We start from the raw sequence: 22564 nt of genomic DNA, 5'->3' as shown, positions 1-22564 counted from the left end.
CCCATGATCCGGCACGGGGACGGCCGATGCACGGTGTTTTGACTCCGGCGGCGGGCCGCGCCGGAGTCGTCGGGCCCGGACCCGGCCGACGGCCGCCGTACGGCCGGGACGTCGGCGGGCAGTTGCCCCGGCCCGGTCACGGCCGGCCGGCGGTCACCGTACGGCCCAGCGCGACCGCCCGGCGGGCGCGGCGCACCAGGGCATACGCCTTGGTCAGCGCCCGGTCGCCGGCGAAGGCGCGGGCGACCGCCCGTCCCTCGACCAGCCGTCCGAACTCCTCGATCCCGGTGCACCGCCGTACGGTCACCCGCTCCAGGGCGTACGGGCCCTGGCCGCGCCGCGCCAGCGCGTTGCCCACCGCCACCGACTGGGCGAACCCGGCCGCGCGGACCGTACGCCGTACCCGCCGGCTGGAGTAGCCGTACGGATACGCGAACGAGCCGGGAGCCGTGCCCAGCTCCTCGGCGATGATCTCCCGGCAGAGCCGGACCTCGGACCCGAGCCGCTCGTCGTCCAGCTGGTCCAGCTCGGGGTGGGTGTGGCTGTGGCCGCCGATCTCCAGGCCGGCGGCGGCCAGTTCCCGTGTCTGGTCCCAGTCGAGCATGGTGTCGAGGGCGCCGCCCTCGTCGTACGGTCCGCGCAGCCAGCCGGTCGAGACGAACACGGTGGCGGTGAAGGAGTACGAGGAGAGAACGGGCAGGGCGTGCCGGTGCACACCCTCGTAGCCGTCGTCGAACGTGATCAGTACGGGCCGCGGCGGCAGGGGCCGGGGCGGCAAAGGGCCACCGGTCCGCCAGGCGGCGGCGAGCCGCGCCGTGGTGACCGGAGTGAAGCCGCGTGCGCGGAGCAGCTCCATCTGCTCGGCGAAGGCCGCGGGTGAGACGGACAGGGAGCGGGTCGCGGGGGCGGGCCGGTGTCCGACGGCGTGGTACATGAGGATCGGTACGGCCGCCGCCGGCCCGTCCGGGCCCGGCGCACGCTCCGCCGGGCCCGTCGGAGCGGTCGTCATACGGCGGCCCCCCGGGGGTCGTGGGTGCCGCGGTCCGCGGTGACCGGCGAGGCCGGTGCGGACGCCGGTGCGTCCGCGTCGCCGGTGACCGGCGCGCCCGTCGGTGCGTCCGCGTCCACCGCGTCCACCGGAGCCACCGGAGCCGCCGCGCCCGCCGTGCCCGTCGGGGCGAGCGCCTCCACCGCCCCCGCCGGTGTCCACCGGTCCGTCGCCGCCGTCCGCGCGGCCGGACCCGACTCGATCGGGCCCGACGAGAAGGCGGCCTCCCCGCCACGGGTACGGAAGCGGCCCACCAGATAGCCCGCCGCCGCCGTGGTCGCACCCGCCACGATCGCCCCGGCGCGGCCCGCGCCGCCCCGGCGTCCCAGCACCGCGTCACGCAGCCCGCGCGCGACACCCGCGGGCAGTACGCGGGTGGTGTAGCGGCGCTCCGATTCGAGCCCCTTGTCCGCCCCCACGCTCCGGGCGACCAGTGCCTTGGAGAGTCCCTCGGCGTAGGTACGGGTACGGAAGTAGCCGAACCGCCCGCGCGCGGCCGGGACCTTGTGGTGGATGACCGACCGGTCGTCGATCAGGATCACCCCGTCCGGCACGGCCCTGGTGAGCCGGATGCACAGCTCCGTCTCCTCACAGCCCAGCGGACGTTTGTCACCGTCGCGTCCGATGCCCGTCGCGAACCCGCCGGCGGCGTCGAACGCGGCCCGCCGGAACGAGGCGTTCCCGCCGAGCACATTGCGGACCCGCGCCTTTCCGCCGGGCAGCCCCCGGTACGTACAGCCGACGACCCAGTCGAACTCCTCGGGGAACCAGTCGGGCCTGTCCCCGGACGACCAGGCCGGTACCGTCCGTCCGCCGACGGCCAGCACCCGTGGGTCCTCGTACGCCTCGTCGAAGAACCGCAGCCAGTCGCGTTCGGCCACGGCGTCGTCGTCCAGGAACGCGATCAGCTCACCGCGGGCGGCGGCGATTCCGGTGTTGCGGCCCGCGGAGAGGCCGCGGGGGCCCGCGTTGGCGAGCACCCGTACCTCTCCGCGCGCGGCGTGCTCCTGGTACTCCCGGCCGAGCCGTTCCAGCAGCACGGTGTTGTGGTCGACCACGAGCAGTGTCTCCAGGGCGGGCAGCGACTGCGTCCGCACCGACTCGACGGCCGCGAGGATGTCCTCCCAGCGGTCCTCGGTGTAGACACAGATCACCACGGAGAAGGGCCGGTGACGGTGGTTCAAGACACCTCTCCCCGTGGAATCGTGACCCGCAGCGCGGCCGTGCCGCCGCTCACGGCACGGGCCGTACGGGCCGCGAGGTCCGTCCGGGGCGCCCGTGCCGCGCGGGCGGACCGGGGAACCCCCTTCTCCCTGAGGATCACTCCGAGGACGCGCAGCCCGTCGCGTACGGCGCGCAGATTGCTGACCCCATGGATCCGGTCGTACTCATGGCTCGGTATCTCCTGCACCTTCAGCCCGGCCTTGACGACCCGGATGTTCATCAGGGTCTCGACCTCGAATCCGGTGCAGTCCAGGGTGATGTCGTCCAGGCAGTGCCGCCAGAAGGCGTTGTAGCCGTAGCAGAGATCGGTGTAGCGCGCGCCGAACTTGGCGTTGACGACGGCGCACAGGACGCGGTTGCCGAGCTTGCGTATCGCCGTCATGTCGTCCGTGCCACCGCCGTTGGCGAAGCGTGAGCCCTTGGCGAAGTCGGCGCCGGAGACCAGGGCCGAGACATAGGAGACGATCTCCTGGCCGTCGGCCGAGCCGTCCGCGTCGACCATCACGATGATGTCGCCGGTGCACGCGGCGAATCCGCTGATCAGGGCGTCGCCCTTGCCCTTGCCGCGCTGTGCCACGACCTTGACCTCGGGCCACAGCTCGCGGGCCACCCGTACGGTGTCGTCGCTCGAATCGCCGTCCACGAGGACGACTTCATGGATCCAGTCGGGCAGTGTTCTGAAGACGTACGGAAGGTTCCGCGCCTCGTTCATCGCGGGAATCACCACGCTCACGGGCGGAGCGATGGCGAGATGCGAGGAGACAGGGCGGTAGTGCTGAGCAGTGACGCGTTCCGGTTCGCCGATCGACGGATCTTCGCCCGATGCCGCCGGGCGCAGAAAAGCGCTCACGAGTCTCGTTCCCTCTCGTCCGGTGGACCGCCCGCCCCCGGGCGGTCCGGCTGAGTTTCCGGTTCGAAAGGGGGGTTCTCACCCCGGACATGACGGCATGGCACTCCGTGCTGAGCGGGTGAGCTTGTGGTACTGGCCGCGCGGCACGCGACTCGGTACCAGGTCCTGTCGGACAGGACCTGGTGCGGTCACCGAGCACGGCACCCCCCTACCGCGCCCCGCTCCGGGAGCCATCGCGACGCTTGAGCCCTCCCCTGGGCAGCCGTTCCGACGGACCGATGCGGGTGGATGTACGACGGTATTGATGAATCGGACTGTATGGCAAGGCCTGAGGTCTCGTCTCACTTTTTGGCATCTTTGGCCGTACTTCGACGGTCACATCCGTAACCTCCTGATCGGATCCATTCGATCTCTTACGGATCGCGAGATGAGCCCTGCGACGAACGTGCGGCATCCGATGGCGTGTCCGGAGATCCCGGAACTCCCGGAGAACCGCGAGATCCCCGGGAGATCTCATCTTCTGGAAATCTCGGCGAAATGTTTTTGGCATGGACACTTCCAGTGAACCGGACCGGCTGGTAACACAGTTCAGGCAGAGATCCTGCTCAGGGAGGTCCCATGAAACTGTCCCGAATCACGGCGTTCTCGTCCTCGCTCCTGCTGGGCGCGGTGCTCGCTCTCACCGGAGCGGCCTCCGCCCAGGGCGCGGAACGGGTCGCCGCGGTCGACTACGTGGCGCTGGGGGACTCGTACTCCTCCGGCGTCGGCGCCGGCGGCTACGACAGCTCCAGCGGCAACTGCAAGCGCACGCCCAAGGCCTATCCGGCCCTCTGGGCGGCCGCGCACGCACCTTCGTCGTTCGCGTTCACGGCATGCTCGGGTGCCCGTACGGGTGATGTGACCGCCGGTCAGCTCGGCCCGCTCACGGCGGGCACCGACCTGGTCAGCATCAGCATCGGCGGCAACGACGCGGGCTTCGTCGATGTGATGACGACCTGTGTCCTCCAGTCGGAGGCCACCTGTCTCAGCCGGGTCGCGCAGGCCCGCAGCTTCGTCGACAACACCCTGCCCGGAAACCTCAACTCGGTGTACTCGGCGATCAGATCGAAGGCTCCCTCGGCCCGGGTGGTCGTCCTCGGCTATCCGCGCTTCTACCAGCTCAACGGGAACTGTGTCGTGGGGCTGAGCGAGAACGAGCGTGCCGCGATCAACGCCGCCGCCGACCATCTCAACCTGGTGACCTCGAAGCGGGCCGCCGATCACGGCTTCACCTTCGCCGATGTCGCCCGGACCTTCACGGGGCATGAGATCTGTTCGGGCTCGGCCTGGCTGCACAGCGTGAACTGGCTCAACATCGGTGAGTCGTACCACCCGACCGCCGCCGGTCAGTCCGGCGGCTATCTGCCGGCCTTCACCTCCGCCGCGTAACAGTGGCGAAGTGTCCAACTCGCCCTGAAATAAGATGGATCGAGCCATGGGCGTCAATCCCCGTACGGGTGCGGTTCATTGCCAAGGCGGGATACACGAGTGTCGGGAGGGGGCGATAGGGTTACCCTGCCCGGGTCGGGTGCCCTCGTACGGGTGGGGAGTGAAATGAAGCAGATAACGGTACACAACAGGGCACGAGTCCCTGCGATCACCTGCGGGAGCAGTGCGACCAGTTCGCGACTCGACCGCCATCTCTCGGTGCTCGGCGGCCCCGCCGTACCGCAGGGTGACACGGCCGAGGCGACGCTGCTGATGCGCGAGCTGACCTCGCGGGACGCCTCCGAGACGCATACGAGCAAGAGCGCGCGGGTCTCCCTCTTCGCGCCGCTGCGACGGCTGCGCCGCTCGCTGTTCGGCAGCCGCGGCTGACCCTGCGGCGAGCCGGTGCCCGGACGTCGTACGCCCGACGGTCCGGTGCCGGTCACTCCCTCGCGTCCGGACACTCCGACAAGTCCGGGACGCGCCTCGGCGATCCTGGTCCCCGATCGCGGTGCCGCTCTCCGCTCGTCCGTCACTCCCACGGCCCGCGGCACCGCGTCGGTGATCTCCCCGAGCGAGGAACTCTCCCCGGTTCCCGCTCGGGCATCGCTCAGGTACGGCTCAAGACCCGCTCGACCCTCGCTCGATTCCCCGCTGTCCGTGATCCCGCCCGCTGTTCCCGGCCGACTCCCGCTCACTTCCCGCCCGTGGCCGCGGAGGCCCGGATCAGAACGGCGGCTCGTCTCAGAACGGCGGCTCGCCTCGGTGCGGCGGCTCAGATCAGCGCGAACTGGCCTTCCGGGCCCTCCTCGTGGTGGTCCAGCACGGAAGCGGGCCGCCGGGCCGTGTCCGGGACCGGCAGGACGCCCGCCGCGCGCAGCTCCTCCCGGCCGACCTCCGGACCTCCGCGCACATCCCGCTGGAGCGGACGCAGTTCCGCGAGCAGCGCCAGGACCGTGATCAGTTCGAGCAGCTCCGAGGTCCACTCCTGGGGCCAGACGGCCGGGCGGACCGCCTCCAGAGTGCCGGATTCGACGGGCGCGGTCCTCCGCTCGAACCACAGCTCCAGCATCCGTACGCCGCCCACCGCGAAGTCCCATGCCCCGGCCGGCACGGGCGAGATCCGGCCGGTACCGAGCAGGAGCGCCTCGGCCTCCGGATCGTAGGCGATCGTCTCCGGCCGGTCGGGAACGGCGGCGCGCACATAGGGCCGCCGCCCGCCCGGCAGCCGGGGCCGCTCGCCGCCGCGTGCCCCCCGGAGCTGGATCGCGGTCATCCGCCGCCCGAGAGCGGTCCCCGTGGCCCAGACGTCCGGATCGGCGGTCAACGGGACCACGCAGCCCTCGGGTGAGGGCACGGCGGCGGCCACGGCCCAGGCCAGCAGCTCCTCGGCGGTGACGTCCTGGCCGTAGCGGGCCGAGAGGAAGGCGAGCAGCCCGGGGGTGACATTGGGCTCGGTGCCGCCAGGACGGCGGTAGAGGGGCCGGATACGTCCCGGCCGGCCCGCCGGGGAGCGCCCGTCCGGGAGCAGCGCGCTCACCAGGAGCGCCGGGCCCTCGGCCTGGGGTACGTATCCCTGCTCCACGGCGAAGAGCTGATGGCCGTCGGCGACCCGCCACAGCTCGGGGCGTGCCGCGTCGATCAGCCGGTGGTCCGGGATCAGCCACTGCTCGTCGAACGGCCCGTGCAGCACCCGGCGCGGCGCCGGACAGCGTCCCGACTCCCGTACGAACCGGCCCGTCCCGGTGGCCCCGCCCGGCAGCGCCGGGACCGCGCTGTGGGGGGTACGGGCCCGGCTCGGCCCGAACAGCGCCTCGCGCTCCGCGCCCTCGGCCGCCATGAGCCGGTCCCAGCGGGCGGTGAGGGACGGCCGGTCCGGAGCCAGGATCCAGGCCCTGCCGAGCCGCAGCGGAGCCGTCGACCACGGCAGGAGATCGCTCAGCAGCGGGCTGCCGCCCGTCGCTCCGGACCGCGTCGCCGTCATGCGGACCGCCCCTCCCGTCGGTCTGTGCGCCCTCGGTCCTGTCCGGTCGATCCTCGTGGGCCCGCGACGCCTGGCACGGCAGGCTGGTCCACGGGGATCGACCGGGCAGGACCCAGTCGGCATCGTATCCGCCGCCGTCCGGCGGCCGTCCGGTCGTCGGTCCGTCCGGAAAAGACCCTGTTCGTGGCCCCGGCCCTGCCTGGTTCCCGGCCCCGCCCCTGCCCCGTCGCCGACAGGCTTCAGTCGTCGTGTTGCGCCTGCGCCTGCGCCCGCGCCTGCGGTTCGCCCGTGAGGTCCGTCTCCACCGTCACCGAGAACGAGAAGCGGTCGCCCCGGTAACGGATGCGGGCCACATCCACGACCCGGCCCTGATCGTCATGGCTCACACCCGTGTAGTGCAGGATCGGGCTGAGCAGCGGCACCTGGAGCAGCTCCGCCGTGGCCGGGTCCGCGAGCCGGGCCTCCACGGTGTCCGTGATCCTGCTGATCCGGACACCGAGGGTGTCGCGCAGCACCTTGGTCATCGGCCAGCGCTCCAGATCGGCCACGTCCAGACCCGCCGCGATCTCCGGACGGACCGCGTTCTCGGCCCAGTTGACCGGCTCACCGCTCTCGCTGTCGCGCCGCAGCCGCCGGTAGACGACCACCTCGTCCAGGCCCGGGAAGTACTCGGCGAGTTCACCGGGCACCGGGCCCGGCCCGTGGCCGAGGACCGTCGTCCGCTCGCCCGACTGCTGCGCCACGACCGCGTCGATCGAGCCGAGCAGCCGGCGCGGGGCGCCGCGCCGCGCGCCCGGCTCGATGAAGGTGCCGCGCCGCCGGTGCCTGCTGATCAGGCCCTCCTCCTCCAGCTCCTTGAGGGCCTGACGCATCGTCAGCACACTGACCCCGTAGTGCGCGGCGAGCCGCTCCTCGGTCGGCAGCCGCAGCGGATCGTGCGGCCGACGGCCCAGTATCGAGGCACGCAGCGACTGCGAGACCTGGTACCAGAGCGGCAGCTTGCGGTTCAGGACCAGCGAGTCGGGGGCGAAGGCGGTCACCGGCTACTCCACAACTGTGAATCTCGCGGCAGGGCCCGGAGGTCAGGGCCTGAAGTGGCGCTCAAGACCCTGCCACACCCGGTCGTAGCCCCGCTGAAGATGGTCCGCCCCCGCCGCCTGCGCGGTCGCCGTCACGGGCCAGCGCGTCTCGAACATGAAGGCGAGGCCGTCCTCGATCTTCTGCGGCCGCAGCTCGGCGGCGCTCGCCCGGTCGAAGGTCTCCCGGTCGGGCCCGTGCGCGGACATCATGTTGTGCAGCGAGCCGCCGCCGGGCACGAAACCGCCCTCACCGGCCGTTTTCGCGTCGTAGGCGCCCTCGATCAGGCCCATGTACTCGCTCATCACATTGCGGTGGAAGTACGGCGGCCGGAACGTGTCCTCGCCGACCAGCCAGCGCGGCGCGAAGACCACGAAGTCGACCCCGGCCAGTCCCGGAGTGTCGGAGGGCGAGGTCAGCACGGTGAAGATCGACGGATCCGGGTGGTCGTAGCTGATGGAGCCCATCACATTGAAGCGGCGCAGATCGTAGACGTACGGCACATGACTGCCGTGCCAGGCCACGACATCGAGCGGCGAGTGGTCGTAGGTGGCGGCCCAGAGGTTGCCGCAGAACTTGCTGACGACCTGCGTCGGCCGCTCGATGTCCTCGTACGCGGCGACCGGCGCGAGGAAGTCACGGGCGTTGGCCAGGCCGTTGGCGCCGATCGGGCCGAGGTCGGGGAGGGCGAACGGCCGGCCGTGGTTCTCGCAGACATAGCCGCGCGCCGTCTCGTCCAGCAGTTCGACGCGGAAGCGGATTCCGCGCGGGATCAGCGCCACCTCGCCGGGACGGGCGGCCAGGAGCCCCAGTTCCGTACGGATCAGCAGTCCGCCGTGCTCGGGGACGATCAGCAGCTCTCCGTCCGCGTCGCCGAACACCCGGTCCGTCATGGCGGCATTGGCGTGGTAGAGGTGCACCGCCATACCCGTACGCCGAGCCGCGTCGCCGTTGCCGCCCAGCGTCCAGAGCCCGGCCAGGAAGTCCGTGCCGGGAGCCGGCTCCGGCAGCGGATCCCAGCGCAGCCGGTTGGGATCGGGGACGGTCTCGGTGAACGGCGCGCCTCTGACCGAGCCGTTGTCGATACGGACGAACGGCGGATGCGCGGCCGAGGGGCGGATGCGGTACAGCCAGGAGCGCCGGTTGTGCGCCCGGGGCTCGGTGAAGGCGCTGCCGCTGAGCTGCTCCGCGTAGAGACCGAGCGGCGCCCGCTGCGGCGCGTTGCGGCCGAGCGGCAGCGCGCCGGGCACGGCCTCCGAGGTGTGTTCATTGCCGAAGCCGGGGGAGTGCTCCAGATCCTCGGCCGTCTTCCGTGCCCGCTCGATGCCGTTCATCGTCCGCGTCCGCTCCCTGCTCAGGCGATCCCGGGAGTCTCCGATACCGGAAATCTCATGGACTGCTAATCCTATGGACCACCGTAGGATTGTGGCGGCGGCACGTCAACGGGGCCACGCGGCATCATGGAGTCCGTGTCACACGACCGCACGGACGCGACAGCGCACGCGAACCCGCACGGGAAATCCCGCGAGAAACCCCGTGCGAACCCGCAGCCGGAACCGGCCGACGGACTGCGCCGGGCGCCCGTCCAGCAGCGCAGTACGGAGCGTCTCGCGCGGATCCTCGACGCCTGCGCCGAACTCCTCGACGAAACGGGCTACGAGCGGCTCTCCACCCGGGCCGTCGCCGCCCGCGCGGGCGTCCCCATCGGCTCCGTCTACCGCTTCTTCGGCAACAAGCGCGCCATGGCCGACGCCCTCGCCCGGCGCAATCTGGACCGCTACGCCGAGCGTGTCACCGCGCGGCTGGCACCGCTGGACGCGCGTGACTGGCGCGGCGCCATCGACGCCGTGCTGGACGAATATCTCGCCATGAGGCGCACCGTGCCCGGCTTCGCGCTGGTCGACTTCGGCGCCCAACTCCCGCTCGGGACAAGGGTGGCGGCCCGGGGCCCGGCCGCGGACCCGGCTGCCGGCAAGGCCCCGGGCCGCGCCGGCCCGGCCGATTCCGATCCCGATTCCGATCCCGATTCCGATCCCGATTCCGATCCCGGGCTTCGGGTCGTGGGCCGCCTCACCGGACTGCTCGCCGCCCATCTCGGCCGCACCCCCACCGAGGCACTGCGCCGTACGGTCCTGGTCGCCGTCGAGGCCACGGACGCGCTGCTCCAGCTCGCCTTCCGCATGGATCCGGCCGGTGACCCCGCCGTCGTGGCCGAGACCCGGGAACTGCTCCGCGCGTATCTGGCCAGCACGCTGGACCGAGACCGCTGACCGCGAGCCCGCGTCGCCCGGCGCCGGCGCCGCCGGTCCCCGCTTGACGGAAACCGGTTGCCGAACCGGTTCTGGCGCGTGTCGTACCCGATGCCCCTTCCGTACCGGGGTCGCGCAGGTTCGCGAGAATCGTTCCCTGACCGCGCGTGGTCGGCTAACTTCAGGCGTCGCAGCCGCTCCTTCTCTCCCTCCCGGGCGGAACCTCATGACTCGCGCCATCTCTCTGCACAGCGTCAGCAAGGTCTACGGCCGCTCCACCCGTGCCGTGGACCGCTTCTCGCTCGACATCGCCCCGGGCGAGTTCGTGGTGCTGCTCGGACCGTCGGGCTGCGGCAAATCGACCGTGCTGCGCATGATCGCGGGACTGGAGGACATCACCGAGGGCGATCTGCTGCTCGACGGCGAGTACGCCAATCTGATGCCGACGCGGGAGCGCGGTATGGCGATGGTGTTCCAGAACTTCGCGCTCTACCCGAACATGACCAACCGCGGGAACATCGGCTTTCCGCTCCGGCTGGAGAACCCGCGCGCGGACACCGCGGAGCGGGTCCGGGCCACCGCGAGGATGCTCGGTATCGAGAGTGTGCTCGACCGCTATCCGAGCCAGCTCTCGGGCGGCGAGCGCCAGCGTGTCGCGATGGGCCGCGCCATCGCCCGGCGGCCCTCCGCCTTTCTGATGGACGAGCCGCTCTCCAACCTGGACGCGAAGCTGCGCGGCCGTCTGCGTGCCGAGATGGCCCAGCTGACCGCCGAACTGGGCGTCACCACCGTCTATGTGACCCATGACCAGGCCGAGGCGATGTCGCTCGGCGACCGGGTGGCGGTGATGCGCGACGGGGTGCTCCAGCAGGTCAGCGTGCCGCGCGAGGTGTACGCGCTGCCGGCCAACGTGTTCGTCGCCGCGTTCATCGGCACACCCAGGATCAATCTGCTCCAGGCGGTGGTGTACGCGCCGCTGGACGGGCGGATGTCCATCGATCTCGGCCGGCAGCGGCTGCCGCTGCCCCAACCGCTCAGCTCCGACCATCAGTTGCTCCGCATTCAGCAGGGCAGGCAGATCATCGTGGGGCTGCGGTCCGAGGCGGCCCGTATCGCCGCGCCGGGCCAGGCCCGCCCGGGCGAGGTGGCGCTGAGCGGCATCGTCGAGCACATGGAGTACCAGGGACATGAGGCGCTGGTGCATCTCAGCATCGGTTCCAGACCCGCGGCGGTGACCGACCTGGAATCCCCCAGACCCCGGACCGCGCCCGTGTCGCGCCGGCGCGGCAACGGCGGACGGAGGACGGGTGTACTGGCCCGGCTGCGGGGGCGCGCCCCCGGACGCGCCGGCGGGCCCGTCGTGGTCGTGGACGAGCCGGAGGAGACGGCCGGACCCGCCGCGTACAGCCCGAGCCAGGACCGTTCGGCCATCGCGGCGAGCGATCTCGTCGTCCGCACCGGCCCCGACATGCGACTGCGCACGGGCGCCCAGGTGCCGCTGCTGGTCGATCTGGCGCATCTCTACGTCTTCGACGACTTCGGCCGCCGTATCTGCCCGGCACCGAGAAACGTGCCGGGCCTGGACACGTAGAAGCGGCCGGGGCGCCGGCCGAGGGCGACGCCGGTCAGTTGTCCTTCTCCAGCGGTGCGACGGTGGTACGGCGGCGCGGGCGGGAGCGTGACACCGCCACTCCGGCCAGACACAGCGCGCCGCCCGCGAGGGTGAACAGGCCCGGGACCTCGTCCAGGAACAGCCACGACATCAGCACGACCAGCGCCGGCACCGCGTAGGTCGTCGCGCCCATCCGCCCGGCCGTCGTACGGGCCAGTGCGTACGCCCAGGTCGTGAACGCCAGCGCGGTCGGGAACACGCCCAGATAGACCATGTTGAGCGTGGCCGGCAGCGGAGCGTCCGCGGCCTCGTGGACGAGCCGGCCCGCGAACGGCAGACAGGCCACGGCGCCGACCAGACAGCCGAAGGTCGTCGCCTGGAGCGGGCTCGCCCGCGTCAGCGACGGCTTCTGCGCCACCACGCCGGCGGCGTACGCCACCGCCGCCAGCAGACACAGCAGCACTCCGAGCACCGAGGCACGGCCCTCGCCCGACATCGAGAGCCCCACGGCCACCGCGCCCGCGAACGACACCCCCATGCCCGCCACCAGCCGGGGCGGCAGGGTCTCGCCCAGCAGCCGGACGCCCAGCAGCGCCATGAGGACCGGGCCTATGTTCACGATCATCGCGGCGGTGCCCGCGTCGACCTCCTGCTCGCCCCAGTTGAGCGCCACCATGTAGAGCCCGAACCAGAGCACACCCGAGACGGCGATACCGGGCCAGGCCGCTCGCGGAGGCAGGCCCTCGCGCCGTACGAGACAGACCGCGCCGAGGACGAGCGCGCCGAAGAGCAGCCGGCCGAGGGCCAGCGCTCCGGGCGAGTACGCGGCGCCCGCGCTGCGGATCGAGACGAAGGCCGAGGCCCAGAGCACGACCGTGACACCCGCGGCGGCGAGCGGCAGCCAGGCCGCGGAGGAGCGGCGCGCGGAGCCGGCCGGGGGCGAGGTGTGCGAGGTGTGCGCCGGGCGCGAGGGGTTTGCCGAGTCCGCCGAGTGCGTCGGTCGGTCCGTGTGCGAGTGCGTCATACGGGGAAGGTACGCGCGCGACGCTTCGGCCCTCACCGCAATATCCGCGGCTCGATGCCCAGCCCTTCGTACAGGGCCCGCTCGCCCCGAGGAGTCACCTTCACCGCGCGCCCGGAGCCGATCCGTACGCACCATCCGGTGTCCAGCACATGGCGGCAGAGCGCCGCGCCCGCCGCTCCGGCGAGATGCGGTCTGCGCTCGGTCCAGTCCAGGCACGGCCGCACCAGCGGACGGCGCCCCGTGCGGTCGAGGCCGATGCCCTGCTCCCCGAACCACTCCACGCCCAGGTCCGTGAGGGCGAAGCCGGTGTCCTGCCGGAGCAGTCCCCGTACGGTCATCGCGTCCGTGACGGCCAGTCCCAGGCGTCCCGCGAGATGGTCGTAGCAGGTGCGGCCCCGGGCCATGGCGGCGCTCGCGCTCGCCGCCCGCAGGGTGTACGGACTCGCGCGCGGGGGCGCGGTGTGCGCGGCGAGGTCCTCCACGAGATGGGCGGCGCGCGGATCGGCCAGCCGTACATAACGGTGGCGGCCCTGCCGTTCCTCGGTGAGCAGCCCGCCCGCGACGAGCTTTCCGAGGTGCTCACTGGCGGTCGAGGGCGCGACGCGCGCGTACCGCGCCAGCTCGCCCGCCGTCCACGCGCGCCCGTCCAGCAGGGCGAGGCAGAAGGCCGCGCGCGTCTCGTCGGCGAGCAGCGAGGCGAGGGCCGCGAGCCGCTCGCCGGGCCGGTCGTCCGGCCGGTGCTCCGGATGCGTGGGGAGTGCCATGGGTCCAGGATGCGTCAGGGACGGTTCGGCGCCGGCCGAAGAGTCGTGGACGGTCGCGGAGGACCGGAGAGCCGCGGACCGTTCCCGCCGGGCACGATCGGCTCCCAAGGCTCTAAGCGCTTGCTCAGCTCGGGGTATGGTGTTCGTCCTGCCGGGTGGACGGCCGAACGGCAGACCGAGACCGAGTGGAAGCGGAAGGTGTGAGCGATGCGTACGGCGGAACAGACGGCGGACGGCGAGAGCGCTCCGTGGGGTGAGGTCGAGCCGGAGGCGGCCAGAAGGCTGCTGGTCGCCGCCGTCGAGGCGTTCGCCGAGCGCGGGTACCACGCCACCACCACCCGTGATATCGCGAGCCGCGCCGGGATGAGCCCGGCGGCGCTCTACATCCACTACAAGACCAAGGAAGAGCTGCTCCACCGGATCAGCAGGATCGGGCACGACAAGGCGCTGGAGATCCTGACGGCCGCGGCCGACGGCGGCGGCACGGCGGCGGAGCGGCTCGCCGAGGCCGTACGCGCCTTCGTCCGCTGGCACGCGGAGCGGCACACCACGGCGCGGGTCGTGCAGTACGAGCTGGACGCGCTGGCCCCGGAACACCGTACGGAGATCGTCGGACTGCGGCGGCGCAGCGACGCGGCGGTGCGGCGCATCCTGGGCGACGGTGTACGGGACGGGGAGTTCGACGTACCGGATGTGCCGGGCACCACGCTCGCGGTGCTGTCGCTCTGCATCGACGTGGCGCGCTGGTTCAACGCGGCGGGCCGGCGCACGCCCGAGGAGGTCGGCGCGCTCTACGCCGACCTCGTGCTGCGGATGGTCTCCGCCCAGAAGGAGTGAGCGCTCGCGCTCGGAAGCAGTGCTCGGAAGCGGCGCTCAGAAGTAGTAGCGGGAGACGGACTCCGCGACACAGGCCGGCTTCTCGGCGCCCTCGCGCTCGACCGTGACCAGCGTGGTGATCTGCACACCGCCGCCCGCCTCCACGGCCTCCGTGAGGACGGCCGACGCGCGCAGCCGTGAGCCGACGGGCACGGGCGAGGGGAAACGGACCTTGTTGGTCCCGTAGTTGATGCCCATCCTGACGTTCTCGACCTGGACGATCTGCGGTACGAACAGAGGCAGCAGCGACAGCGTCAGATAGCCGTGCGCGATCGTCGTGCCGAACGGACCGGCCGCCGCCCGCTCCGGGTCCACATGGATCCACTGGTGGTCACCGGTGGCCTCGGCGAAGAGATCGATCCGCTCCTGGTCGATCTCCAGCCAGTCGCTGTGACCGAGCGGCTCGCCGACCCCGGCGCGCAGCTCCCCGGCGGAGGTGAAGATCCTCGGCTCGGCCATGTCCCTGTTCCCTGCCTCTCGAAGCCCGTTCCGCGGCCTGTCCGGGCGGCTCGTCCTGTCCAAGCGCTTGCTCAGCTTGCTGGGCCGTGATGCTTCTGTCAACGCGGACACCGGGCACGGACACCGGGCGCGGACAGTACGCTTCGAGAGGTGCCACAGATTCCCGAGAAGATCCATGAGCTGACCGTCGGACAGCTCTCCGCGCGCAGTGGCGCCGCGGTGTCGGCGCTCCACTTCTACGAGTCCAAAGGGCTGATCGGCAGCCGCAGGACGAGCGGCAACCAGCGCCGCTACAGCCGTGACACGCTGCGCCGGGTCGCCTTCGTGCGCGCCGCCCAGCGCGTGGGCATCCCGCTCGCGACGATCAGGAACGCCCTCGCCGAACTCCCCGAGGAGCGCACGCCGAACCATGACGACTGGGCCCGGCTCTCGCGGGCCTGGCGCTCGGAACTGGACGAGCGCATCAGTCAGCTCGGCAGGCTCCGCGACCATCTCACGGACTGCATCGGCTGCGGCTGTCTCTCGCTGGAGACCTGCGTCCTGTCCAATCCGGACGATGTCTTCGGCGACCGGATGGCGGGCTCGCGCCTGCTGCCCGAGCGACGGGTCCCCGAGGAGCGGAACACCCCTGCCGGCACCCCTGGCACGGACACCCCTGCCGACACCTCTGACGGCACCCCTGACACGGACACCCCTGTGGACACCCCCGGCACCGGCGCCCGCTGCTGCTGACGCGGGTGCCCGGCGGAGACCGGGGCGAGGCCGGCGGAGAGGAGGAGACCGAGCGGGGGCGTACCGTCCGGGGCCCGCCCCCGCGGTTCTCATGCCACCGAGGCGAGTTCCTTGAGTCGTATCCGCTTGGCCCGGTCCAGCGCCTCGGCCGTCAGGACCGGCTGCGGTACGACGATGCCGCAGTCCCGGCAGACCGGCCCCGACCATGGCTCGTCGGACAGGTCGGGCCGCCAGACGATGCCGTTCTCCGCGCAGACCGGGCAGGTCGTGCCGGGCTCCGCCTCCAGACCCGAGATCAGCCGGCGCAGCACCTCGGCCAGCGACTCGGACGGATGGACCGCCGGATCGTCGCAGCGGGCCACACCGTTGCCGCCCCAGGTCCGCCGGTGCCAGTCGTCGAAGCTCCCGGGCCGCCTCAGCCCGTCGTGCTTCTCGCGCTTGCGCCGCTCCGCGAACTCTCCCTCGTACGCGAGCCAGACGGCCCGCGCCTCCTCCAGTTCGTCCAGCGCGGCCATCAGCCGCACCGGATCGGGTGACCTGTCCTCGGGTTCGATGCTGTGCCGTGCGCACAGATGATCCCAGGTCGCCCGGTGCCCATAAGGGGCAAACCGCTCCAGGCACTTGCGCAGTGAATACCGTCGCAAGGCCAGATCGCACCGCGGATCGCGCACCTGTCTCGCAAGACTCCGGAATCCGGCCATCGCATGCCACCTCCGTCGTTACTTCGGCGTTGAGGAATGGACGTACGCCTGCCCCGTTTGGCTCCATCGAATTCCGGATCGCCTCGATATCCAGGACAACACGGTCGATTCCGAGCCTAAATCGAGGGTGATGCGGAGGCGATCCCGGAAGACGGGCCCGGTGGAGGGCCGGAGACGGTCCGGGAAAAGGCGGATGTGGGGATCCGGAAAAGGTGACTGATGTTCATCTTACCGGGCGGTCACACCGTCGCTAACCTCCGGCGCACCGGCCTCCCCGAGGAGCATCCATGCGACGACGCACCGGAAGACTCTTGCCCGCCACCGCCGCGGTGTTCGCGCTGGGCGCGGCTCTGCTGATCCCGCAGGCGCGGGCCTCCGCCGAGCCGGTCCGCCCGGTCCGCGCACCGGCGCCCGCGCCCGCCGCGGATCCCGTCGCCGACCACTGCCGGAGCCAGTGCGACGACATCCTGCCGCCAGGGCAGAACGGCAACGCCACCCTCGCCGACATCCTGCTCCACCAGCTGTTCGGCACCCGCCCCGCGCACAGCTCCGACCAACTCGGCCGGTACGACGCGCTGGTGGCGGGCCGGAGCGGGCTCACCGACGCGAAGCTCAACGACTTCTTCAACGACGCCTCCTTCGGTGTTCCCGCCGACCAGGTCGAGTCCGTCACGACTCCGCGCCCGGATGTCACGATCACCCGCGACAAGCGGACCGGCGTACCGCACATCAAGGGCACCACCCGCTACGGCACCGAGTTCGGCGCCGGCTACGCCGCGGGCCAGGACCGGCTCTGGATGATGGATCTCTTCCGGCACATCGGCCGCGGCGAGCTGACGTCCTTCGCGGGCGGCGCGCTCGCCAACCAGGGCCTGGAGCAGCAGTTCTGGCCCTCGGCCCCGTACACCGAGGCCGAGTACGAGGCCCAGATCGAGCGGATCAGGACCACCGAGGGCGAGCGCGGCGAGCTGGCCATGGCCGACGCCCAGGCATATGTCGACGGCATCAACGCCTATCGCGCGCGGGCCAAGGACGGGCGGTACTTCCCCGGTGAGTACGTTCTCACCGGCAAGATCGACTCGATCACCAACGTCGGCGAGATCCAGCCCTTCAAGATCACCGACCTGATCTCCATCGCGTCCGTCGTCGGCGGCCAGTTCGGCGGCGGAGGCGGCGGCGAGGTGCAGGCCGCCCTCTCGCTGCTGGCCGCGCAGCAGAAGTACGGCGTCGTCGAGGGCACCCGGGTCTGGGAGTCCTTCCGCCAGCGCGACGACCCCGAGGCCGTGCTCACCGTCCATGACGGCACCGCCTTCCCCTACGCGCGCAAGCCCGCGCAGCCGCGGGGCACCGCCCTGCCCGACGCGGGCTCCGTGCGCGCCGAGCAGCTCGTGTACGACAGGACGGGATCGGCGGGCACGGGCACCAGGGCGCCGGTCCGCGCTCCCGCGAAACTCAGGCCCGCCCAGGGGATCTTCGACAACGGGGTGATTCCGCGGGGCTCGCTCTCCGCGAAGCGCGGGATGTCCAACGCCCTGCTGGTCTCCGGCGAGCACACCGCGAGCGGCAATCCCGTGGCCGTCTTCGGCCCGCAGACCGGCTATTTCGCGCCGCAGCTCATGATGCTCCAGGAACTCCAGGGGCCCGGTATCAGCGCCCGGGGCGTCTCCTTCGCCGGAGTCGGCATGTATGTCCAGATGGGCCGTGGCCAGGACTACGCCTGGAGCGCCACCTCCTCGGGCCAGGACATCACCGACACCTACGCCGTCGAGCTGTGCGAGCCCGACGGATCGGCTCCCACCCAGGCGTCCGCCCACTATCTCCACCGCTCGGTCTGCACACCGATGGAGAAGCTGGAGCGCGTCAACTCCTGGAAGCCGAGCGTCGCGGACTCCACCGCCGCGGGCTCCTACCGGCTCCAGGTGTGGCGCACCGAGTACGGCATGGTCACCCATCGCGCGACCATCGGCGGCAAGCCCGTCGCGTACACCTCGCTGCGCACCACCTACCGGCACGAGGCCGACTCGATCATCGGCTTCCAGATGCTCAACGATCCCTCGTACACCCAGGACGCCGCGTCCTTCCAGCGGGCGGCCTCGAACATCGACTACGCCTTCAACTGGTTCTACGCGGACTCCCGCACCGCCGCGTACTTCAACAGCGGGATGAATCCGGTGCGGGCGGCCGGGGTCGATCCCGCCCTGCCCGTCCGGGCCGAGCAGGCGTACGAGTGGCAGGACTACGACCCGGTGCACAACACCGCGGCGTACACGCCCTTCGCCGAGCATCCGCAGTCCGTCGGCCAGGACTACTACATTTCCTGGAACAACCGGTTGGCCAGGCAGTACGACACGGCCGGGTTCGGCTTCGGGGCCGTGCATCGCGGCGATCTGCTGGACGGCCGGGTCAAGAGGCTGGTCGCGCAGGGCGGAGTCACCCGTGCCTCGCTGACCCGGGCGATGGCCGAGGCCGCCGTGACCGATCTGCGCGGTGAGCAGGTGCTGCCCGAACTGCTCCGGGTGGTGCGCTCGGCGCCCGTCACCGATCCGGCGCTGAACACCGCCGTACAGCAGTTGGAGGCCTGGCGCACGGCAGGCGCCCAGCGCAAGGAGACCGCGCCCGGCTCGCACACCTACGGTCACTCCGCCGCCGTACGGATCATGGACGCCTGGTGGCCCCGGCTGGTGGAGGCGCAGTTCAGGCCCGCGCTCGGCGACGGGCTCTACCAGGCGCTCACGGCCTCGCTCCCGATCGACGAGTCACCGGCGTCGAGCCACGGTCCGACGGGCGCGCACAGCGGCTCGGCGTTCCAGTACGGCTGGTGGGGATATGTCGACAAGGATCTCAGGCAGGTGCTCGGCGATCCGGTGCAGGCGCCGACGGCGACCACCTACTGCGGCGGCGGTGGGCTGAGCGCCTGCCGGGACACGCTGCTCAGCAGCCTGAGGGCGGCGGTGGCGGTGCCCGCCGGCACCGTCTACCCCGGCGACGAGAGCTGCTCGGCCGGGGACCAGTGGTGCACGGACGCGATCATCCACCGGGCGCTGGGCGGTATCACCCATCCCGCGGTCGGCTGGCAGAACAGGCCGACCTACCAGCAGGTCGTGGAGTTCCCGTCGCACCGCTGACGCGGTGATCCGGGCGCCGGGCCGGACCGTGACGCATCCGTGCGGATCCGTGCGGATCCGTCGGACACGTACGGTCCGGCCCGGCGCCTCCCGCTCAGCGGTAGTGCAGATAGCCGCGCCGTACGGCGCGGAACGCGGCCAGCCCGCTCTGCCAGGCGTCGACCACGTCGTCCGTTCCCGCGCCGGCGTCGATCAGCGTCCGGACCTGTGCGGAACCGGTCAGCTTGTCGATCCAGTTGTCGGAGCGCCAGGCGAACCCGCTCCACGAGCGCTTCGCCGTCACCAGCAGCGCGATCCCGGTGCGGACCGGATCGAACAACGCCCGGTCATGGACATGGAGCTGCACCCCGCCGATCGTCTTCCCCTGGAACTTGGAGAAGGTCGGCGCGAAGTACGCCTCGCGGAAGCGCACACCGGGCAGCTCCAGCGCGTTGGCCGCCTCGGCCCAGGTCCGGTCGACGCCCTCGGCGCCGAGCAGCTCGAACGGCCTGGTGGTGCCGCGCCCCTCGGACAGATTCGTCCCTTCGAACAGACAGGTGCCCGCGTACACCAGGGCCGTCTCGGGCGTCGGCATGTTGGGGCTCGGCGGCACCCAGGGCAGTCCGGTCGTGTCGAAGAAGTCCGCGCGGCGCCAGCCCGACATGGTCACCGTCGCCAGCTCCACCGGTCGCGCCAGGAACTCGCCGTTGAAGAGCAGCGCCAGTTCGGCGACCGTCATTCCGTGCGCCTGCGCGATCGGCTCGCGCCCCACGAAGGTCGCGAACTCCCGCTGGAGAACGGGCCCGAGCGCCGCCCGTCCGGTGACCGGATTGGGCCGGTCCAGCACGACGAAGCGCTTGCCCGCGAGGGCCGCCGCCTCCATGCAGTCGTAGAGCGTCCAGATGTACGTGTAGAAGCGGGCACCCGCGTCCTGGATGTCGAAGACGACGGTGTCCACCCCGGACTCGGTGAAGATGTCCGCGAGCGCCTGCCCGCTCTTGAGGTACGTGTCGTAGACGGGCAGCCCGGTGGCCGGGTCGTCGTGGCGGCCCTCGGAGCCGCCGGCCTGGGCCGTCCCCCGGAAGCCGTGCTCCGGGCCGAAGACGGCGGCCAGATCCACCCGGTCGTCGCCGTGCATCACATCCACCACATGGCGTACGTCCCGGGTGATCCCGGTCGGGTTGGTGACCAGGCCGACGCTCTGTCCCGACAGCGGCCGGTAACCGTCGGCGGCCAGCCGGTCGAAGCCCGTACGCACCACGGGCGCCCTGCCGGGGCGCGCGGCGGCGGGCGAGGTGCCCGCGGCGAGCGTGCCGGCGGCCCCCACCGCGCCGCCCGCGGCCAGCAAACCCCGTCTGGACAGGCTCATCGCGCTACCTCCGTGATCGAGTCGTCTGTCATGTTCACGCACGCTAGCGCGCGTGGGTGCCTTACGGAACGGAGCCCGCGGCCTGTCCGGCCCCCTCTCCCTCTCCGCTTCCACTCTGCACCCTCCGTGTCCTGGGCCGTGTCCGGCGCCCGGCGCCGTCCGCCCGCCCGGGTGCCGCTCCCTTCCCTCCGTACATACCGACTGGTTAGTCTGCCGGTGTCGGCGGAGCGGCCGGCGCGGAACCGGAAGCTGGGAGAGGCAGGACCCGATGAGTACGGTGCACGGCGCGGCGGTTGTGGTCACGGGAGCCGGCGGCGGCATCGGGGCCGCGCTCGCCCGCAGGTTCGCCGCCGAAGGGGCCAGGGTGGTGGTCAACGACCTCGACGCGGAGAAGGCCGGGGCCGTCGCCGCGGAGATCGGCGGTCTGGCGGTCCCGGGTGACGCCTCCCTGATCGTGGCCGAGGCCCGGGAGGCGCTCGGCGGCACCGTCGACATCTACTGCGCCAACGCCGGGGTCGGCTCGCCGGGCGACGGGCTCGCCGGCGACGAGGTCTGGTCGACCGCCTGGGACGTCAATGTCATGGCGCATGTACGGGCCGTCAGAGCGCTGCTGCCCGACTGGCTGGAGCGCGGCAGCGGCCGGTTCGTCTCCACCGTCTCCGCCGCCGGACTGCTCACCATGATCGGCGCGGCTCCGTACAGCGTCACCAAGCACGGCGCGCTGGCGTACGCGGAGTGGCTCTCGCTGACCTATCGCCACCGCGGGCTCAAGGTGCACGCCATCTGCCCGCAGGGCGTCCGTACGGACATGCTCACCGCCTCCGGCAGCGCGGGCGAACTGCTGCTCGCCGCCACCGCCGTGGAGCCGGAGGAGGTCGCCGACGCCCTGTTCACCGCCATGGCGGAGGACCGTTTCCTCGTTCTGCCGCATCCGGAGGTGGCCGGCTTCCACCAGGCGCGCGCGGCCGACCCCGACCGCTGGCTGGCCACGATGAACCGCGTCCAGCAGAAATGGGAGACGACCGGGGGACCGAGCCGCTGACCGGCCCGGCTTTCCCACCGGAGCCGTCGGCGACCGGAGGTGGGAAGATCCTCCACGGGGGCCGCGTTCCCCCGGACGGACAGTGCGCACGGAACGGAAAGCAGGTGGCGGCACATGGCCAGGACGACGGACGGGGGCGGAGTGCCCGTCCCTCAAAGGCTGCTGGCCGCCGCCACCCGGCTCTTCGCCGAGCGCGGTTACGACCGCACCTCGGTGCAGGAGATCGTCGAGGCGGCGGGTGTCACCAAGGGCGCTCTCTACCACTACTTCGGCTCCAAGGAGGATCTCCTCCAGGAGGTCTACGCCCGGGTCCTGCGCCTCCAGCAGGAGCGCCTCGACGCCTTCGCCGACGCGGACGAGCCGGTGGAGCGGCGGCTGCGGGCCGCCGCCGCCGATGTCGTGGTGACGACGATCGACAATCTGGACGACGCCTCGATCTTCTTCCGCTCGATGCACCATCTCAGCCCGGAGAAGAACAAGCAGGTACGGGCCGAGCGGCGGCGCTACCACGAGCGGTTCCGCGCGCTGATCGAGGAGGGCCAGCGCGGCGGTGTCTTCTCCAGCGCCACTCCGGCCGATCTCGTGGTGGACTACCACTTCGGCTCGGTCCACCATCTCTCCACCTGGTACCGGCCGGACGGCAGCCTCACTCCGCAGCAGGTCGCCGACCATCTCGCGGATCTGCTGCTGCGGGCGCTTCGTCCGTAGGGCCTGTACGGCGCACAGGCCCTACGGACGAAGCGCCCGCAGCAGCAGATCCGCGAGATGGTCGGCGACCTGCTGCGGAGTGAGGCTGCCGTCCGGCCGGTACCAGGTGGAGAGATGGTGGACCGAGCCGAAGTGGTAGTCCACCACGAGATCGGCCGGAGTGGCGCTGGAGAAGACACCGCCGCGCTGGCCCTCCTCGATCAGCGCGCGGAACCGCTCGTGGTAGCGCCGCCGCTCGGCCCGTACCTGCTTGTTCTTCTCCGGGCTGAGATGG

At 71.7% G+C, this 22564-nt stretch carries 20 protein-coding genes and 1 pseudogene; 9 read left to right on the top strand and 12 right to left on the bottom strand.

Annotation, left to right across the window (positions count from 1 at the left end; translation table 11 throughout):
- Positions 1-136 precede the first annotated feature (136 nt).
- From BFF77_RS24140 to BFF77_RS24130, 3 genes and pseudogenes are all read right to left on the bottom strand, one after another.
- Positions 137-1009: a polysaccharide deacetylase family protein gene (locus BFF77_RS24140; protein WP_066953347.1), complete on the bottom strand. Its 873-nt coding sequence runs from the start codon at positions 1007-1009 to the stop codon at positions 137-139.
- 236 nt (positions 1010-1245) lie between these two features.
- Positions 1246-2232: pseudogene (locus tag BFF77_RS24135) on the bottom strand (glycosyltransferase family 2 protein); the annotation flags it as partial.
- Complete coding sequence (locus BFF77_RS24130; RefSeq protein WP_079125443.1) at positions 2229-3122, bottom strand: glycosyltransferase family 2 protein; 894 nt, start codon at positions 3120-3122, stop codon at positions 2229-2231. The pseudogene BFF77_RS24135 and the gene BFF77_RS24130, both read right to left, overlap by 4 nt.
- 618 nt (positions 3123-3740) lie before the next feature.
- On the opposite strand from BFF77_RS24130, the gene BFF77_RS24125 reads away from it, so the two are divergent.
- Both BFF77_RS24125 and BFF77_RS24120 read left to right on the top strand, forming a co-directional pair.
- Entirely contained in the window at positions 3741-4550 is an 810-nt protein-coding gene (locus tag BFF77_RS24125; RefSeq protein ID WP_066953346.1) for an SGNH/GDSL hydrolase family protein, read from the top strand.
- A gap of 165 nt (positions 4551-4715) precedes the next feature.
- Entirely contained in the window at positions 4716-4979 is a 264-nt protein-coding gene (locus tag BFF77_RS24120; protein ID WP_066953344.1) for a hypothetical protein, read from the top strand.
- Positions 4980-5364: 385 nt separating this feature from the next.
- Here the strand turns inward: BFF77_RS24120 and BFF77_RS24115 are convergent, their stop codons facing one another.
- From BFF77_RS24115 to hmgA, 3 genes are all read right to left on the bottom strand, one after another.
- Entirely contained in the window at positions 5365-6573 is a 1209-nt protein-coding gene (locus BFF77_RS24115) for a type ISP restriction/modification enzyme (RefSeq protein WP_066953342.1), read from the bottom strand.
- Positions 6574-6812: 239 nt separating this feature from the next.
- On the bottom strand, positions 6813-7613 hold the full coding sequence (locus BFF77_RS24110; RefSeq protein ID WP_066953340.1) for a GntR family transcriptional regulator: 801 nt from the start codon (positions 7611-7613) through the stop codon (positions 6813-6815).
- A gap of 42 nt (positions 7614-7655) precedes the next feature.
- Positions 7656-8984, bottom strand: coding sequence for a homogentisate 1,2-dioxygenase (gene hmgA / locus BFF77_RS24105; RefSeq protein ID WP_066953338.1), 1329 nt, complete (start codon positions 8982-8984; stop codon positions 7656-7658).
- A 234-nt stretch (positions 8985-9218) separates the two neighbouring features.
- Between hmgA and BFF77_RS24100 the strand changes: the two genes are divergently transcribed.
- Both BFF77_RS24100 and BFF77_RS24095 read left to right on the top strand, forming a co-directional pair.
- Positions 9219-9920 carry a TetR/AcrR family transcriptional regulator gene (locus BFF77_RS24100; RefSeq protein WP_066953367.1) on the top strand — a complete coding sequence of 234 codons (702 nt, stop codon included), beginning with the start codon at positions 9219-9221 and terminating at the stop codon, positions 9918-9920.
- A 205-nt stretch (positions 9921-10125) separates the two neighbouring features.
- On the top strand, positions 10126-11490 hold the full coding sequence (locus BFF77_RS24095) for an ABC transporter ATP-binding protein (protein WP_066953337.1): 1365 nt from the start codon (positions 10126-10128) through the stop codon (positions 11488-11490).
- A gap of 34 nt (positions 11491-11524) precedes the next feature.
- Here the strand turns inward: BFF77_RS24095 and BFF77_RS24090 are convergent, their stop codons facing one another.
- Together BFF77_RS24090 and BFF77_RS24085 are read right to left on the bottom strand one after the other, a co-directional pair.
- Positions 11525-12535: a DMT family transporter gene (locus BFF77_RS24090; protein ID WP_079125441.1), complete on the bottom strand. Its 1011-nt coding sequence runs from the start codon at positions 12533-12535 to the stop codon at positions 11525-11527.
- Between the two features lie 32 nt (positions 12536-12567).
- Positions 12568-13299, bottom strand: a complete 732-nt coding sequence (locus BFF77_RS24085; protein ID WP_066953335.1) for an ArsR/SmtB family transcription factor — start codon at positions 13297-13299, stop codon at positions 12568-12570.
- A 207-nt stretch (positions 13300-13506) separates the two neighbouring features.
- Here BFF77_RS24085 and BFF77_RS24080 point away from each other — a divergent pair, with 207 nt between their 5' ends.
- Complete coding sequence (locus BFF77_RS24080) at positions 13507-14136, top strand: TetR/AcrR family transcriptional regulator (RefSeq protein ID WP_066953333.1); 630 nt, start codon at positions 13507-13509, stop codon at positions 14134-14136.
- Between the two features lie 36 nt (positions 14137-14172).
- Here BFF77_RS24080 and BFF77_RS24075 read toward each other — a convergent pair whose 3' ends face one another.
- Entirely contained in the window at positions 14173-14634 is a 462-nt protein-coding gene (locus BFF77_RS24075) for a MaoC family dehydratase (protein WP_066953331.1), read from the bottom strand.
- Positions 14635-14784: 150 nt separating this feature from the next.
- Between BFF77_RS24075 and soxR the strand changes: the two genes are divergently transcribed.
- Entirely contained in the window at positions 14785-15366 is a 582-nt protein-coding gene (gene soxR, locus BFF77_RS24070) for a redox-sensitive transcriptional activator SoxR (protein ID WP_066953329.1), read from the top strand.
- Positions 15367-15455: 89 nt separating this feature from the next.
- Here the strand turns inward: soxR and BFF77_RS24065 are convergent, their stop codons facing one another.
- The gene (locus BFF77_RS24065) at positions 15456-16067 is read right to left on the bottom strand and encodes a hypothetical protein (protein ID WP_066953327.1); all 612 of its coding nucleotides are present in this window, start codon (positions 16065-16067) and stop codon (positions 15456-15458) included.
- Between the two features lie 287 nt (positions 16068-16354).
- Here BFF77_RS24065 and BFF77_RS24060 point away from each other — a divergent pair, with 287 nt between their 5' ends.
- Complete coding sequence (locus BFF77_RS24060; protein WP_079125440.1) at positions 16355-19192, top strand: penicillin acylase family protein; 2838 nt, start codon at positions 16355-16357, stop codon at positions 19190-19192.
- Positions 19193-19286: 94 nt separating this feature from the next.
- Here the strand turns inward: BFF77_RS24060 and BFF77_RS24055 are convergent, their stop codons facing one another.
- Positions 19287-20540, bottom strand: coding sequence for an exo-beta-N-acetylmuramidase NamZ family protein (locus BFF77_RS24055; protein WP_066953325.1), 1254 nt, complete (start codon positions 20538-20540; stop codon positions 19287-19289).
- 268 nt (positions 20541-20808) lie between these two features.
- Between BFF77_RS24055 and BFF77_RS24050 the strand changes: the two genes are divergently transcribed.
- Together BFF77_RS24050 and BFF77_RS24045 are read left to right on the top strand one after the other, a co-directional pair.
- Entirely contained in the window at positions 20809-21582 is a 774-nt protein-coding gene (locus BFF77_RS24050) for an SDR family oxidoreductase (RefSeq protein WP_066953324.1), read from the top strand.
- Positions 21583-21696: 114 nt separating this feature from the next.
- On the top strand, positions 21697-22290 hold the full coding sequence (locus tag BFF77_RS24045) for a TetR/AcrR family transcriptional regulator (RefSeq protein WP_066953322.1): 594 nt from the start codon (positions 21697-21699) through the stop codon (positions 22288-22290).
- 21 nt (positions 22291-22311) lie between these two features.
- Here the strand turns inward: BFF77_RS24045 and BFF77_RS24040 are convergent.
- On the bottom strand, positions 22312-22564 hold a 253-nt coding region (locus BFF77_RS24040; protein WP_483855212.1), incomplete at its 5' end, for a TetR-type transcription factor C-terminal domain-containing protein.

It is taken from the genome of Streptomyces lushanensis (assembly GCF_001700515.1).
GTDB lineage: Bacteria > Actinomycetota > Actinomycetes > Streptomycetales > Streptomycetaceae > Streptomyces > Streptomyces lushanensis.
The sequence above is the reverse complement of the archived record's forward strand: the minus strand, read 5'-3'. Positions and strand labels throughout refer to the sequence as shown.

What these genes read in the sequence shown, in the direction of transcription:
- BFF77_RS24140 (WP_066953347.1), bottom strand. Translation starts at nt 1,009, where the DNA reads ATGACGACCGCTCCGACGGGCCCGGCGGAGCGTGCGCCGGGCCCGGAC.
- BFF77_RS24125 (WP_066953346.1), top strand. Translation starts at nt 3,741, where the DNA reads ATGAAACTGTCCCGAATCACGGCGTTCTCGTCCTCGCTCCTGCTGGGC.
- BFF77_RS24120 (WP_066953344.1), top strand. Translation starts at nt 4,716, where the DNA reads ATGAAGCAGATAACGGTACACAACAGGGCACGAGTCCCTGCGATCACC.
- BFF77_RS24115 (WP_066953342.1), bottom strand. Translation starts at nt 6,573, where the DNA reads ATGACGGCGACGCGGTCCGGAGCGACGGGCGGCAGCCCGCTGCTGAGC.
- hmgA (WP_066953338.1), bottom strand. Translation starts at nt 8,984, where the DNA reads ATGAACGGCATCGAGCGGGCACGGAAGACGGCCGAGGATCTGGAGCAC.
- BFF77_RS24095 (WP_066953337.1), top strand. Translation starts at nt 10,126, where the DNA reads ATGACTCGCGCCATCTCTCTGCACAGCGTCAGCAAGGTCTACGGCCGC.
- BFF77_RS24090 (WP_079125441.1), bottom strand. Translation starts at nt 12,535, where the DNA reads ATGACGCACTCGCACACGGACCGACCGACGCACTCGGCGGACTCGGCA.
- BFF77_RS24085 (WP_066953335.1), bottom strand. Translation starts at nt 13,299, where the DNA reads ATGGCACTCCCCACGCATCCGGAGCACCGGCCGGACGACCGGCCCGGC.
- BFF77_RS24080 (WP_066953333.1), top strand. Translation starts at nt 13,507, where the DNA reads ATGCGTACGGCGGAACAGACGGCGGACGGCGAGAGCGCTCCGTGGGGT.
- BFF77_RS24075 (WP_066953331.1), bottom strand. Translation starts at nt 14,634, where the DNA reads ATGGCCGAGCCGAGGATCTTCACCTCCGCCGGGGAGCTGCGCGCCGGG.
- BFF77_RS24065 (WP_066953327.1), bottom strand. Translation starts at nt 16,067, where the DNA reads ATGGCCGGATTCCGGAGTCTTGCGAGACAGGTGCGCGATCCGCGGTGC.
- BFF77_RS24060 (WP_079125440.1), top strand. Translation starts at nt 16,355, where the DNA reads ATGCGACGACGCACCGGAAGACTCTTGCCCGCCACCGCCGCGGTGTTC.
- BFF77_RS24055 (WP_066953325.1), bottom strand. Translation starts at nt 20,540, where the DNA reads ATGAGCCTGTCCAGACGGGGTTTGCTGGCCGCGGGCGGCGCGGTGGGG.
- BFF77_RS24050 (WP_066953324.1), top strand. Translation starts at nt 20,809, where the DNA reads ATGAGTACGGTGCACGGCGCGGCGGTTGTGGTCACGGGAGCCGGCGGC.
- BFF77_RS24045 (WP_066953322.1), top strand. Translation starts at nt 21,697, where the DNA reads ATGGCCAGGACGACGGACGGGGGCGGAGTGCCCGTCCCTCAAAGGCTG.